Raw genomic sequence first — 14,477 nt, forward strand, 5'->3', positions numbered from 1 at the left:
GTTCGGTCTCCCGACCACGGGACAGACCGGCGTCACGAACGAGAATCATCACCGGGAGACCCCATGGCCGAGCAAAAACACGAGCGACTGGTCGAGCGCTTCAAGGCGAACCTGGCATCCGCCGACCCGTCGCTGGAACACCTCCAGACGCACATCTCCCACGTGTTCCTCACCGGCCCCTGGGCCTACAAGATCAAGAAGCCGATGAATTTCGGCTTTCTCGACTTCTCCAGCCTCGACCGCCGGCGACACTTCTGTCTCGAGGAACTGCGGCTCAATACCCGGCTGGCCCCGGACCTCTACGACGGCGTGCTGGGCATCGATGCCGAGGGCCGGCTGCTCGACGACCTCGAGGGCGCCGAGGAATACGTCATCCGCATGCAGCGCTTCGACCAGGCCGACCGGCTCGACAACGTCGCCGGACGGGCGGGGCTGGACGAGGCACTGGTCAACCGGATCGCCGACCGCATCGCCGAGTTCCACTCCCGTGCCGCGGCAGCCGACCCGACTTCGCGCTTCGGCGAGCCCGAGACGGTCTGGGCGCCGATGGAACAGAACCTCGAACAGATCGCGCCCTTCGTCGAGACCGACGAGGACCACGAACGCCTCGACCGTCTGGACAGGCTGTCCCGGGCGGCCTTCGAGGCTGCCCGTCCGGCCATCGACCGCCGCAAGCACGCCGGCCATGTGCGCGAGTGCCACGGCGACATGCACCTGGCCAACATGGCCCTGCAGGGCGACGACGTCACGATCTTCGACGGCATCGAGTTCAACGACGACTTCCGCTGGACCGACACCGCCAACGATCTCGCCTTCGCCCTGATGGACCTGCACAAGCGTCGACTAGTGGCCGCCGCCCGCCAGCTGCTCGACCGCTACCTCGAGATCAGCGGCGACTACGAGGCACTGCCCACCCTGCCCTTCTACCAGGGCTACCGGGCCGCCGTGCGCGCCAAGATCGCGCTGCTCGGCCTGCGCGACGACATGACGCCGGACGAGCGCGAGGCGGCCTGGGCGGACTTCCGTGACTACGTGGACCTTGCCTGCACCTTCTTCGAGCCGAGGCAGGGCGAGATCTTCATCACCATGGGCGCGAGCGGCAGCGGCAAGTCGCTGGCCAGCCGGGAGCTGGTGCTGGCTCGCGGTGCGGTCCGGGTACGATCGGACGCCGAGCGCCTGCGCCTGTTCTCCGACCCGGCCGAGCGCTACGCCCCCTTCGCCACCGACCAGACCTACGCCCGCCTCGAGGAGATCGCCCGCCTGGGTGCGGCATCCGGGTGGCCCATGGCCATGGACGCCACGTTCCTCGAGCGCGCGCGCCGAGACCGCTTCGAGCGGCTGGCCGACGAACTCGGCGTTCCCTACACCATCCTGTTCATCGAGTGCGACAACGAGCAGTTGCTCGAGTACCTGCGGGAACGCCGGGCCCATGGCAGCGACATCTCCGAGGCCGACGAACAGGTGCTCGAACACCAGTTGCAGAAGCTCGAGCCTCTGACACCGGACGAGGCGAAACACTGCCTGCGCCTGAAATGCGATGCTCCCTTCGGCCCGCAGATCGCCGAACGGCTGGATTGACCGGCATCAGGACCGTGCCCCGTTCGGCGAGGATGACGTGACGTCGGGGCACCTGTAGAGATTTCGCGGCTTTAGCCGCGAAGCGCGTCCGCCGTTACCTCGACCGCCGTGATTAGGCCGTCCTACTCCACCGGTTCGACCACCGCCCCACCACGAATGGCATCGACTGTCAGCCGGTACATGTCGATGTCCAGCGGGTGGTCATCGCCGCCGGCGAGCAGCTCGGCCGCTTCCGCCTCGGAGCGGGCCGTGCCGAGGTAGCGCCAGTGGCGAAACAGGTGGCGTTCCTCCAGCCCGTCCCGCAGTTCACGAATCGCCACCGCACCGGGGTAGGGCCAGGCCTCGAACGCCAGCGGCCCCAGGGCCTGCTTCAGGCGCAGCCGGTGGGCGATCTCGGGTTCCCGCCCGGCGCACAGCCCGCCGCACTGGCCGATCTGGTGGGCAAAGCAGGCCCGCCCCGCCCCCTTCTCCAGCCCCAGGTATTGCGGGCAGAGGCGGTACTCCTTGGCCAGCTCCCTCAAGCGCTCGCTGGCCTTCATCCGCGAGCGAAACACGCCATGTGCCCGGCCGAGCTCGGCCGGGTCGAGTGCATCGAGTTGCACCAGCGTCGGCGGCGCGCCCGCCTCGTCGTCCCAGTACCAGGCCAGCAGGCCCCGGCGCGCCCGCAGGCGGCGGTTGAAGATCGGCTGCTCGCGCTTGACCAGGCGGGCCTCGGTGAGCAGCGCCCCGATCTCGCCGGCGGTCTCGATCCAGTCGATGTCATGCGTCTGCTGGGCGATGCGCATCTCGCGGTCGTTGCGGTGATCGTCGGCGAAGTGCGAACGCACCCGCGAGCGCAGGTTGACGCTCTTGCCCACGTACAGAAGCGCCCCCTCCTCGCCGAAGAAGCGGTAGACGCCGGGCACGGCGGGCACCTCGTCGAGGCGGGCAGGGTCGAGGTTGGGCGGGGTACTGGCCCGGCGGGTCTGCCGCCCGAGGGCCTCCAGGACCGCCTCGACGCCGTCACGCTCGACGAAGCGCGCCATCAGCGTCGGCAGGGCCCGGCAGTCGCCCATCGCCCGGTGACGATCGCCGACGGGCAGTCCGTGGCGGGCGATCAGAGCATCGAGGTTGTGACGACGCTCGCCGCGGTCCAGCAACCGGGACAGCTTGACCGTGCACAGCTCGCGCAGCGCGGCCACCTGCCCCGCCTCGCGGAAGGCATTGCGCAGGAACCCGGCATCGAAACGGGCGTTGTGGGCGACCAGCAGGCGGCCGTCCAGCAGGCCGAGCAAGTCGTCGACCAGCCGGGCGAACACCGGCGCCCCCTCCACCATGGCGCCGCTGATGCCGGTCAGCCGGGTGATGGTCGGCGGGATCGGCACGCCCGGGTCGACCAGGCTCTGAAACGGCTCGCCGACCACGCCCCGGTCGACGGGGATGACGGCGATCTCGGTGATCCGGTCGCGGGTCGGGCGCGTGCCGGTGGTCTCGATATCGACGAAGGCCAGACGGTCGAAAGGCGCTGGCAGGGCTGCCAGCGCCTCCATGCGCATGCCGGGTTGCAGAAGGTCAGTCAACGGTTCAAGCGTCGAGGGTCTCCACGCGCATCCGCACCACCGGGGCCCGGACGGTGTCGAGCGCCTCGATCTCGGCCAGCGCATCGTCCATGTCCTTCTCCCGCACCTGGTGGGTGAGCATGACGATCGGCAGCGTGCGCTCGTCCTCGGTCATCTCCTTCTGCATCATCGCCTCGATGGAGATCTCGTGGTCGGCGAGGATCTGGGCGATGCGTGCCAGCACGCCGCGCTTGTCCTCGACGGCGAAGCGCAGGTAGTAGGCCGTGGCGATCGATTCCATCGGCACGACCGGCATGTCGCTGATCTGGTCCGGCACCACGGCCAGGTGCGGCACGCGGTGCATCGGGTCGGCGGTGAGCGTGCGCACCACGTCGACGAGATCCGCGACCACCGCCGAGGCGGTCGGCTCGGCCCCGGCACCGGCACCGTAGTAGAGGGTCGGGCCGACCGAATCGCCCCAGACAAGCACCGCGTTCTGCACGCCATCGACATTGGCCAGCAGACGACGCTCGGGTATGAGTGTGGGATGCACCCGCAACTCGACGCCGTCCTCGCGCTGACGCGCGATGCCCAGGTGCTTGACCTGGTAGCCGAACTCGCCGGCGTAGCGCACGTCGTCGGTCTCGATGCCCGAGATGCCTTCCGTGTACACCTCGTCGAACTTCAGCGGCATGCCGAAGGCGATCGCGGCGAGGATGGTGAGCTTGTGCGCCGCGTCGATGCCCTCGACATCGAAGGTGGGATCGGCCTCGGCGTAGCCCAGGTACTGGGCCTCGGCCAGCACCTCGGCGAACGCCCGGCCCTCGTCGCGCATGGCGGTGAGGATGTAGTTGCCGGTGCCGTTGATGATGCCGGCCAGCCACTCGATGCGGTTGCCCGCCAGACCCTCGCGGATCGCCTTGATGATCGGGATGCCACCGGCCACGGCCGCCTCGAAAGCGACCATGGTGTGGTGCTTCTGGGCGAGCTCGAACAGCTCCATCCCCTCGTGGGCGACCAATGCCTTGTTGGCGGTGACCACCGGCTTGCCCAGCTCGAGCGCGCGGCGGATCAGGTCACCGGCGGGCTTCATCCCGCCCATCAGCTCGACCACCACGTCCACGTCCGGGTTCTCCACCACCTCCATGGGGTCGGTGGTCAGCATGATGCCCTCGAGCGGGCAAATGCGCGGGGCGTCGAGGTTGCGCGCCGAGGCGTGCAGCACCTCGATACGCCTCCCGGCACGCCGGGCGATCTCCTCGGCGTTGCGCAGCAGCACGTTGACCACGCCGCCGCCGACGGTACCCAGACCCAGCAGGCCGACGCGAACCGGCGGCAACGCCTCGTTTTCCTGTGTGCGGTTCTGGCTCATTGACCTCCCTCCGACGGAACGGGAACGTTGTGGGCACGGAACATCGCCTTGATGCCGCGGATGGCCTGCCGGGTACGGTGTTCGTTCTCGATCAGGGAGAAGCGCACGTGATCGTCGCCGTAGTCACCGAAACCGATGCCCGGGGAGACGGCCACCTTGGCCTCGGCCAGGAGCAGCTTGGTGAATTCCAGCGACCCCATGTGGGCGAAGGCCTCGGGGATCTTCGCCCAGACGAACATGGTCGCCTTGGGCGGCTCGACCGGCCAGCCGGCGGCGTTGAGCCCCTCGCAGAGCACGTCGCGCCGACGGCGGTACATGTCGCAGATGTCGTCCACGCAGCTCTGGTCGCCTTCCAGCGCGAGGATCGAGGCGACCTGGATCGGCGTGAAGGTGCCGTAGTCGAAATACGACTTGATCCGCGACAGGGCGCCCACCAGCGTCGGGTTGCCCACCATGAAGCCCACGCGCCAGCCGGGCATGTTGTAGCTCTTCGACAGGGTGAAGAACTCCACGGCCACGTCCTTGGCGCCCGGCACCTGCATGATCGACGGCGCCTTGTAGCCGTCAAAGACGATGTCGGCGTAGGCAAGATCGTGCACCACCCAGATGCCCGCCTCGCGGCAGATCTCGACCACCTTCTCGAAGAACTCCAGGTCCACGCACTGCGTGGTCGGGTTCGCCGGGAAGTTGAGGATCAGCATCTTCGGCTTGGGCCAGGTTTCCTTGATCGCCCGGGTGAGCTCCTCGAAGAAGTCCACGCCCGGCGTCAGGCGCACGTGGCGGATGTCCGCGTCGGCGATCACCGAGCCGTAGGGATGGATCGGGTAGGCCGGGTTGGGCACCAGCACGGTGTCCCCCGCCGACATGGTCGCCATCGCGAGGTGGCCGAGACCCTCCTTGGAACCGATGGTGACGATGGCCTCGGAATCCGGGTCGATCTCGACGTCGTAGCGGCGCTCGTACCAGTTGGCGATGGCCCGGCGCAGCCGCGGGATGCCCTTGGACTGCGAATAGCGATGCGTGTCGCCACGACGGGCGGCCTCGACCATCTTCTCGACGATGTGCGGCGGCGTCGGCTGGTCGGGATTGCCCATGCCGAAATCGACGATGTCCTCGCCGGCGGCACGCGCCTTCGCCTTGAGTTCCCCGATGATGTTGAAGACGTAGGGAGGCAGTCGCTGGATGCGGGCGAAATGTTCGTTCACTTGGACTCTGACACGTTGCGTGGAATGGGAACGGAAAAGCGCCGCTGCCGGCCCATGACGCGGAACGCGGGCCGACAGCGGGCAAAGACTACGAACAGTAAGGAGCGGCGGCCAAACTGTCAATGTCGAGACCGGCACCGGGCACCCGATTCGCCGCCTCAGGCGATCGGCCCCGCCGGTATCGGGCATGGGGTACCGCACGGTCGGCGGGCGGGGCCACGTCGGCACCCGGGCATACCCGTCGACCGGTTGCCTATACTCGCCGGGCATTCAAACCAATCGGGAGCCAGTCATGCCGTCACCTCACCAGCACAAAACCCGTCACCGCTCCATCCTGCTGCCCCTCGCCGTGGCCGTCGGCCTGGGCGCCGGCATGAGCAGCCCCGGCGCGCTGGCCTGGCAGCCGGCTGGCGAGGACCTGGCCTACGAGGTCGACGGTGAGTCCTTCGAGGGCTACCTGTCGAAGACCGAGGGCGAGGCAAGGGGCACGGTGCTGATCATCCACGACTGGGACGGCATCGACGACTACGAGCGCAAGCGCGCCGACATGATCGCCGACATGGGCTATGACGCGTTCGCCGTCGACCTTTACGGCGAAGGCAACCGCCCGCAAGAAACAGGGGCGAAGAAGGCCGAGACCGAACGGCTCTACAAGGATCGCGACCGCATGCAGGCACTCACGCGTGCCGGGGCCGAGTTCGCCCGCGAGCAGGACGTGGCCGGGCCGGCGGTGATCATGGGTTACTGCTTCGGCGGCGCGGTCGTCCTCGAGGCGGCCCGCAACGGCATCGTCGACGACGTGCGTGGGTACGCCTCTTTCCACGGCGGGCTCGCCACGCCCGAGGGCCAGCAGTGGAAGGACCCCGAGGCGCCGGTGCTCATCGCCCACGGCGGCGCCGACTCCATGATCTCCATGGACGACGTCGCCTCCCTGTCGCGCGAACTCGAGTCCGTGGGCGCCACCTACGAGATCGAGGTGTATTCAGGGGCGCCCCACGCCTTCACCGTGTTCGACACGGAAGCCTACCAGGAACGCGCCGACCGCAAGTCCTGGCAGGCATTCGCCGACCTGCTCGACGAGGCATTCTGAGCCGGCGCGGACCCCTTCCCTGCAAGCCTGACGGAGAACGTCGCCCCGGCTCGCGTGCTCCTCCGGCCTCTGGTAGGATACGAAAATTCGATTGACCAGAACCTCCGCCTCACCCGGCCCGACTTGATTCGTTGTCCCGTATACAAGGATAACAAGTCGGGCCGGGTCGCGTCTGGGTGGTTCGGCCCGCAGAACCCGGCCGGGCGCCGTATGCCGGTTCGCTACCGGACACCCGGCACCCGCGTTGAATTCATTTTATTTAACGGATTTCAATTGATCGCCGCCCGGCCGACACCGATCGGAAGGTGCGTGGCGAGAAAACAGCACTACCAGGAGCGAACATGCTGACAATGGGCTTCCAGCCGCCGGTCGACATCCGGCAGGTGACCAACCGTAACGTGGAAGTGGGCGGCCGCCGTGCCCTGCAGTCCAAGACCGATCTCGACGGTGTGATCACCCATGCCAGCCAGTCCCTGGCGGAGATCTCCGGTTTCACCCGCGAGGAACTGATCGGCCAGCCGCAGAACATCCTGCGACACCCCGACGTTCCCGACACGGTCTACCACCTGATGTGGGAGGAGATCGGGGCCGGACGGGAGTTCTTCAGCCTGGTCAAGAACCGCTGCAAGAACGGCGACCACTACTGGGTGATGATGCGCGCCGCGCCGATCATGCAGGCCGGCAAGCGGGTGGGCTACACCTCGGCCCGTTTCCTGCCGCGGGCGGACCTGATCCCGGACTGGGAAACGCTGTTCGCCGAAATGCGGGTGGCCGAGCGCAAGTCGGGCCACGCCGATGCCCGCCGCTTCGAACCCGCCTACCAGATACTCAACCGCTTCGTCCGCTCTCGCGGCTACGACAACCTGCAGCAGCTGGTGCTCTCCTCCCGCGCCTGACCCTGCCCGGTCGGCACGGCCGCTCGCGGGATGTGCCGTTGAGCTACTCTCATCCAAAGGAAGCCGGGCACGGAGCGTGCCCGCCGCCCACTGACCCGGATGAACAAGTTCACGGCCGTGTCCCGCAGCAAGCAAACGCAGTCCGCCAACGCCCCCACGGTGACCACCCGCGCCCTGTCACGCCGGCGCGGCCTGCTCGCGTGCCTAGTCGCCGGGCTGGCACTGTTTGTCACGCCCCTGCTCGCCGACTCGCCACCCTCGTCGCCGGGGCCCGCCGAAATGCGGGGATGGATCGAGGACATGAAATCCGCGCCGCGCGGCCCGTTCAAGCGGATCCGCTGGTTCTGCGAGGACGGCACCATCCTGCCCCCCGAGCCCTACGCCTGTCGCCCGCACGGCGGCGGCGTGCAGCATGGCGAATGGAGCGAACGCACCGTGGCGATCCGCGAACAGGGCTACCTCGTCGCCACCCTGCTCGCCGACCTCGACCCCGGCGATTACGCGGGTGCCGAGCCCCGGCTGGACGAACTCCGCCAGATCCTGCTCGAACGTTTCCTGATCCGTTTCGACGACGGCTGGATCTTCCGCCAGGCGCGCTACTACCGGGGGGCGATCCAGGTCGAGGACGAGCAGCGCCAGGCCCGCGAGATGCTGCTCGCCATGGTCGACGATCCCGGCTGGCGCCGCGGCGAACGCTACCTGCTGCTGCGCGAGGCCGCCCGCCTGCTGCCGGTGGACGGCGACCACCCGGCCGCCACCCGGGTGCGGGAACTGTCCACCCGGATCGCCGAGGAAGATCCCGGCTTCCAGGAACTGCGCGTGAAGATCCACGGCATGCCCGACGCCGGCGATGCCCAGCGGGTTCGCCGGTACGCCCGGGAGCAAGGCCAGGCGGACCTGGCCGACGATTACCGGCGGCTCGCCGCTGAACTGGATGTCCTCCACGAACCGCAGACCGCGATCCGGAGACTGGAGACGCTGGCCGGGGAAAGCCGCGGCCGTGCGGTTGGGCCGATCCTGCGCGAGGCGGCCGAGCGGCTCGACCGGGCCGGGACACTCGACGCACGCCTGGGCCTGACCGCGGAATACGCGGTTGCCTGGCGCGACCGGTTTCTCGACGACGACGGGCTCGACCCCACCGACCGGCTGCGCCTGCTGCAGGCAGGCCTGACACTCGAACAGGAGGCCTATGCCGTGGGCAGCCGGCTGGCCGAGGCGACCGGGGAAGCCGACCGCCGTCGGCAGCTCGCCTGGCTGGCCGATCTCTCCGCGGCGCTCCACGGCAGCGGGCTGCTCTCGGCCCGCCAGAAGGAGCACGTCTCCCGCCGCATCGCCGAGCTGGCCGACGAGGACGAACCCGATGTCGACACATGGAAGGCGGAGCTGCGCTACCTCGCGCGTATCCCGCAGTGGGCCCAGCGCGCGATGGGATACCACTTCGATCCCACCGTCGAGCACTGGTCCGCCATCACGCCCCTGGCTACCCACTACATCCCCGACCGGTTGCGGGACAGCCCGCTGCTCCCCTACACGCGCGTGCTCGACAGGCTGCTCGACGACTCCCATGCCCGGTCGAACGTGCGCCACCAGGTGTTCGGCGAGGATACCTCCACCGGCCTGCGCGCGCTCAACCCGGGACTGCGCCGTGGGGTGCTGCTCGAACCGCCCGACGACCCGGGCGATTTCCGCCCGGACGGCATCTACCTCATGCCCTCGACCACGCCCGAGCTGCCACCGGTCGCGGGCATCCTCACCCGTGGCGAGGGCAGCTCGCTCTCGCACGTGCAGCTGCTGGCCCGCAACCTCGGCATCCCCAACGCGGTGGTCGACGATGGCTTGATGCCACGGCTGGAGCGCCATCTCGGCCGGCGCGTCGTGCTCGCGGCAACCCCCGCGGGCCGCGTTCAGCTCGCCGCCGACGGTCCCGAATGGGACGAGATCTTCGGTGCCGAACCCCGCGGCGAGGACGTGACCATCCGCCCGGATCTCGACAAGCTCGACCTCGAGACTACCGACATGATCTCCCTGGCCGACCTGCGGAGCAGCGACTCCGGGCGTCGCGTCGGTCCCAAGGCCGCCAATCTCGGCGAACTGGCACACCACTACCCCGGGCAGGTCAGTCCCGGGCTGGTCGTGCCCTTCGGCGCGTTCCGCGAGCTGCTCGATCGCCCGATCGAGCCCGGCGGGCCGACGGCCTTCGACTGGATGCGCGACGAGTATGACCGGCTGGCCGGCATCGACGACGCCGAGCGGCGCCGGGACGAGACGCGGGAGATGCTTGCCCGTTTGCGCGAATGGATCACGAGCACCGACCCCGGCGAGGCATTCCGAGAACGGCTGCGCCGTGCGCTGGAGGAACAGTTCGACAACAGGGACACCCCGGGCGTGTTCGTGCGCAGCGACACCAATGTCGAAGACCTGCCCGGCTTCACCGGGGCGGGCCTGAACCGCACGGTCGCCAACGTGGTCGGCTTCGAGGCCATCGTGGACGCCGTCCAGGAGGTCTGGGCCTCGCCCTTCACCGAGCGCGCCCATGCCTGGCGCCAGGCGCACATGCCCGACCCGGAACACGTCTATCCCGCCGTGCTCTTGCAGCAGACCGTCCCCGCGGACAAGTCCGGCGTGCTGGTGACCGCCGACATGGAAACCGGTGGTCGCGACTGGATGACCATCGCCGCCAACGAAGGGGTGGGCGGCGCCGTCGACGGGCAGAGCGCCGAGGAACTGCGCGTGCACCGTCACACCGGCGAGATCCGCCTGCTCGCCCAGGCGACCGCCCCCACCCGTACCGAGCCGGCCCCGGCCGGCGGCATGCGCCGCGTCCCGGCCGGGGCACCGGACCACCTGCTCTCGCCGGGAGAAGTGGACACCCTGCGTGAACTCGCCAACGACGTCGAGGCCCGCTTTCCGCTCCCCGAGGAGGACGGGGCTACCCCGCCGGTGGACATCGAGTTCGGCTTTCGCGACGGCCGGCTGGCACTGTTCCAGATCCGCCCCCTGGTCGAGAACCGCCAGGCCAGGCGCAACCTGTACCTCGGCGAGCTCGACCGGGAGCGCGAGTCGCAGGGCGGCGGAACGGTCGACCTCGACCAACCACCCCGCCCCGGGGACTGATCACCGTCCGGTCATGACCTATGCTCGACGTATGAACCCGATCATGCACCATGTCCCGTTCCGGCTCGCCCCGTTGATCGTCGGCGGCGTGCTCGCCGTGGCCGCCCCCGGTGCCGGGGCCTACCCGCTGGACGCCGCCGAGGAGACCGGCATCGAACGCCTGGAAGGCTACCGGCTGGCGAACGAGGGCGAGATCGCGGGCAATCGCCTGCCCCCCGGGGCCCTGCTCGACCGAGAACAGATCCGCCTGCACCTGGCCGATCAGCCGGAATTCGAACTGCCCGAGGTCGATGCCGACCTGACCCGCCGCGTCGTCGACCTGCTGGGCGCCGAGGCACCCCACTACAGCGTCAGCGTGCTGGACATCAGCGACCCACAGCGGCCTCGTTACGCCGAGCACAACGGCCGGACCACGCGCACACCCGGCAGCGTCGGCAAGGTCATGCTGGCCACGGCGCTGCTCCAGGCGATCGCCGACCGGTTCCCCGACGACATCGGGGCCCGCGAACGCCTGCTGCGCGAGACGCAGGTCACCGCCGACGAGTTCATCCAGTGGGACAGCCACACGGTGCCGTTCTGGGACGGGGAGGCGAAACGATTCACGCGACGGCCGCTACAGGTGGGCGATACCGCCAACCTCTGGAGCTACCTCGACTGGGCGCTCTCGGCGAGCTCGAATGCCGCGGCCAGCGCGGTGATGAAGGAACTGGTACTGCTGCACCACTTCGACGACGAGTACCCGGTGCCGGTCGAGCGCGAGGCGGAACTGTTCGACCGCCCCCCGGCCGAGCGGCGCGACATCCTGCTCGAAGCGCTGGTCGAGCCGATCGCCCGCAACGGGCTGGACACGGAAAAATTGCGCCAGGGGGCCTTCTTCACCAGTGGAGGCAAGGGGCGGATCTCGGGCACCAACAGCCTGAGCACCACCCGCGAGCTGATGCGACTGCTGGTGAAAATGGAACAGGGGGAGCTGGTCGACGCCTGGTCGAGCCGGGAATTGAAGCGCCTGCTGTACATGACCGAGCGTCGCATCCGCTATGCCTCGTCACCGGCACTGCAGGACGCGGCCGTCTACTTCAAGTCCGGCTCGCTCTACAAGTGCGACCGGGAGAAGAACCCGGACTGCGGCAAGTACCGCGGCAACGTCTACAACTACATGCACTCGGTCGCGATCGTCGAACACCCGGCCGACGACCCGGAACGGGTCTACCTGGTGACGATGACCTCGAACGTGCTCAACGTGAATTCCGCGGTGGCCCACCAGACCTTCGCCACCCGCCTGCATCGGCTCATGCAGGAACGACATCGGTAACCAGCCGCCGGCAGACATCGGAGGCCCCTGCCTCGCGGCAACGGTCGCTTGCAGGGCATCCCCGCCAGAGCGGCTCGCTGCCCCCGCAGGAGCAACTGCGCATGTTTCGGAAGTCCGTGTCCCGATCAGAGCCCGGCGGTCCGGGTGGGCGTTTCCATGATGATGCCGTCGAGTTCCACGATGAGCTGCTCCATCCATTCGCCGCCGCGCGGGTTCTGCGCCAGCGCCACGGCAATGTAGGTGCGGCCGTCGTGCTCGACGATGGCGCTGTCGGCGTGCCAGTCCTGCCAGCTGCCGGACTTGCGGTAGATCGAGGCACCGGGCACGGCCGCGGCCAGTCCACCGACGAACTTGTGGTTGATCCCCGGGTCACCGAGGATGGTCTTCATCTCGCGCGACAGCTCGGGGGAGACCAACTGGCCGGTCTCGAGCAGGTAGTAGAACCGGGCCACCTGGAAGGCGGTCGCACCGTGCGAGAGGTTGTGCAGGGGATCGCGCATGTAGGCGGACCCGCGACCGTATTCCTTGCCGACCCACAGCCCGCCATTGAGCTCTTCGTCGTAAAGGCGATACTCGGGGGAGCGAAGCAGGTCGTTGATGTACTCGCGACCGACCCGGTGGATCATCTCGGTGGCCGCCGAGTTGGAGGACTGGCGGATCATGCGCGTCATGAGATCCCGCGTCTCCGCGTCCAGCGTCAGTTTGCCCTCGTCGATGCGCTGGAAGGCCGCGAACAGGATGGCGATCTTGGGCAGGCTGGCCGCGTAGAGCATCTCGTCGCCGTTGACGTGTGCCAGCCGGGGCCGATCGGGATCGGTGACATCGACCAGGGCCACCGACAACTGACCGGCCGCCACGCTGGAGTCGAGGGACAGCTCGCCGAGACGGTCCTCCAGGCTGGCCTGCAGGGTCGGGTCGGCGGCGTCTCGCAGGGCATCGGCATCCGCCGGCAGGGCCGCATGCGCGGCGGAAAACAGACTCGTCGCCAGGGCGGCGACAATCAAGAGTCTCCGGAACATGGAGCACCCCCATAAGCTTAAGATTGCGGCACCATAACCCAATATTGCCGTAAAGTCATGAGGATATGTGCGTGAGAATCAAGCACCGATGAAGCGAACAGCCCAGCGACACCCCAACCTGATGCGCGGCGTGCTGCTGTTCACGAACTTCTTTCTGATCATCGCCGCGGTCTATCACCTCAAGCCGGCGAGCCGTTCGATCTTCATCAGTTCGCTGGGCGCCGACCTGCTGCCCTACGTCTGGATCGCCACCGCCGTGACCCTCGGGCTGACGATAGGCATCTACCATCGCCTGATCGCGTACTACTCGCGTTTCCACGTGGTGCTGGGCACCTGCGGCATCGTCATCGCCCTGCTGCTGATCTTCTTCCCCCTGCTCGGCGACAGCGGCTTCGTGCAGGCCTTCGCCTTCTACATCTTCGTCGACATGACCAGCGTCATCCTGGTCGAACAGTTCTGGAGCCTGACCAACACCATCTTCAGCACCCACGCCGGCAAACGCTGGTACGGTCTGATCGCCACCGGCGGGCTGGTCGGCGGCGTGGTCGGCGGCGTCGCCTCGAGCCTGTTCATCCGCCAGCTCGGGCTCGAGACCATGGACCTGCTGCTCGTCGCCGCCGTCATCATCGGCCTGCTGGTGGCACTCACCCTGCTCATGGGAAGGCTCGGCCTGTACGAGGAAAAGGCCGGCGTCTCCAACCACGACCCGTCCACCGACGGCAACTGGCGCAGCCTGCTGCACCACCGTTACCTGATGCTGATCGCCACCATCCTGCTGCTCGCCCAGATCGCCGAGCCGATCATCGAGTACCAGTTCATGAAGGCCCTCGAGGCCACCATCGAGGGCCGCGACGAGCGCACCGCCTGGCTGGGTGCCTTCTTCAGCGTGATGAGCGCCGTGGCCATCGGCATCAACCTCGCCATCACGCCGCTGGTACACCGCTGGCTGGGCGTGCTCGCCGGCCTGTTCGCCCAGCCGATCGCCGTGACGATCGGCAGCCTGTGGTTCATGTCGCAGGCCTCGCTGATGGCCGGTGCCTTCCTCAAGATCGCCGACCGCGGCCTGTCCTACTCGATCAACCGCGCCTCCAAGGAACTGCTGTACGTCCCCATCGAGCCGCTTCTGATGTTCCGCGCCAAGGCCTGGATCGACATGTTCGGCTACCGCCTGTTCAAGGTCGCCGGCTCCCTGCTCATCCTGCTGCTCACCCAGTGGCTGCCCTGGTCCCTCGAGACCGCGCACCTGAGCTGGCTGGTCATCGGCTTCTGCGCGGTATGGATGCTCACCCTCACCCGGCTGGGCGTGCGCTACCGGGACATCCTCTTGCGCGCGGAGAGCGGCAAGGTCTGGAA

General features: G+C 68.2%; 10 protein-coding genes. 6 read left to right on the plus strand and 4 right to left on the minus strand.

Annotated features, from left to right (window positions below):
- Positions 1-63: 63 nt before the first annotated feature.
- Positions 64-1,578 (plus strand): AAA family ATPase, encoded by a 1,515-nt coding sequence (locus ACLFMY_RS02400; protein WP_410762925.1) that lies wholly within the window; start codon positions 64-66, stop codon positions 1,576-1,578.
- Between the two features lie 122 nt (positions 1,579-1,700).
- Here ACLFMY_RS02400 and ACLFMY_RS02405 read toward each other — a convergent pair whose 3' ends face one another.
- Genes ACLFMY_RS02405 through alaC form a run of 3 tightly spaced genes read right to left on the minus strand, consistent with a single transcriptional unit; the run spans position 1,701 to position 5,693 of the window.
- Positions 1,701-3,137 (minus strand): exonuclease domain-containing protein, encoded by a 1,437-nt coding sequence (locus tag ACLFMY_RS02405; protein WP_410762926.1) that lies wholly within the window; start codon positions 3,135-3,137, stop codon positions 1,701-1,703.
- Between the two features lie 4 nt (positions 3,138-3,141).
- Entirely contained in the window at positions 3,142-4,455 is a 1,314-nt protein-coding gene (locus ACLFMY_RS02410; protein WP_410762935.1) for a homoserine dehydrogenase, read from the minus strand.
- Between the two features lie 29 nt (positions 4,456-4,484).
- Positions 4,485-5,693: an alanine transaminase gene (gene alaC, locus ACLFMY_RS02415; protein ID WP_410762927.1), complete on the minus strand. Its 1,209-nt coding sequence runs from the start codon at positions 5,691-5,693 to the stop codon at positions 4,485-4,487.
- A gap of 292 nt (positions 5,694-5,985) precedes the next feature.
- Here alaC and ACLFMY_RS02420 point away from each other — a divergent pair, with 292 nt between their 5' ends.
- The 4 genes from ACLFMY_RS02420 (at position 5,986) to ACLFMY_RS02435 (ending at position 12,105) form a co-directional block, all read left to right on the plus strand.
- On the plus strand, positions 5,986-6,783 hold the full coding sequence (locus ACLFMY_RS02420) for a dienelactone hydrolase family protein (protein ID WP_410762928.1): 798 nt from the start codon (positions 5,986-5,988) through the stop codon (positions 6,781-6,783).
- A 341-nt stretch (positions 6,784-7,124) separates the two neighbouring features.
- Positions 7,125-7,679 carry a PAS domain-containing protein gene (locus tag ACLFMY_RS02425; protein ID WP_410762929.1) on the plus strand — a complete coding sequence of 185 codons (555 nt, stop codon included), beginning with the start codon at positions 7,125-7,127 and terminating at the stop codon, positions 7,677-7,679.
- A 99-nt stretch (positions 7,680-7,778) separates the two neighbouring features.
- On the plus strand, positions 7,779-10,793 hold the full coding sequence (locus tag ACLFMY_RS02430) for a PEP/pyruvate-binding domain-containing protein (RefSeq protein WP_410762930.1): 3,015 nt from the start codon (positions 7,779-7,781) through the stop codon (positions 10,791-10,793).
- Positions 10,794-10,836: 43 nt separating this feature from the next.
- Positions 10,837-12,105 (plus strand): hypothetical protein, encoded by a 1,269-nt coding sequence (locus tag ACLFMY_RS02435; RefSeq protein WP_410762931.1) that lies wholly within the window; start codon positions 10,837-10,839, stop codon positions 12,103-12,105.
- A 125-nt stretch (positions 12,106-12,230) separates the two neighbouring features.
- Here the strand turns inward: ACLFMY_RS02435 and ACLFMY_RS02440 are convergent, their stop codons facing one another.
- Positions 12,231-13,124, minus strand: a complete 894-nt coding sequence (locus tag ACLFMY_RS02440) for a serine hydrolase (RefSeq protein WP_410762932.1) — start codon at positions 13,122-13,124, stop codon at positions 12,231-12,233.
- An 88-nt stretch (positions 13,125-13,212) separates the two neighbouring features.
- On the opposite strand from ACLFMY_RS02440, the gene ACLFMY_RS02445 reads away from it, so the two are divergent.
- The coding region (locus ACLFMY_RS02445; protein WP_410762933.1) for an NTP/NDP exchange transporter at positions 13,213-14,477 on the plus strand (1,265 nt) is incomplete at its 3' end.

The organism is Guyparkeria sp. (genome assembly GCF_046545975.1).
Lineage (GTDB): Bacteria > Pseudomonadota > Gammaproteobacteria > Halothiobacillales > Halothiobacillaceae > Guyparkeria.

Bases quoted from the DNA above. Each gene is read 5' to 3' on its own strand.
- ACLFMY_RS02420 (WP_410762928.1), top strand. From the start codon at position 5,986: ATGCCGTCACCTCACCAGCACAAAACCCGTCACCGCTCCATCCTGCTG.
- ACLFMY_RS02440 (WP_410762932.1), bottom strand. From the start codon at position 13,124: ATGTTCCGGAGACTCTTGATTGTCGCCGCCCTGGCGACGAGTCTGTTT.
- ACLFMY_RS02425 (WP_410762929.1), top strand. From the start codon at position 7,125: ATGCTGACAATGGGCTTCCAGCCGCCGGTCGACATCCGGCAGGTGACC.
- ACLFMY_RS02400 (WP_410762925.1), top strand. From the start codon at position 64: ATGGCCGAGCAAAAACACGAGCGACTGGTCGAGCGCTTCAAGGCGAAC.
- ACLFMY_RS02430 (WP_410762930.1), top strand. From the start codon at position 7,779: ATGAACAAGTTCACGGCCGTGTCCCGCAGCAAGCAAACGCAGTCCGCC.
- ACLFMY_RS02435 (WP_410762931.1), top strand. From the start codon at position 10,837: ATGCACCATGTCCCGTTCCGGCTCGCCCCGTTGATCGTCGGCGGCGTG.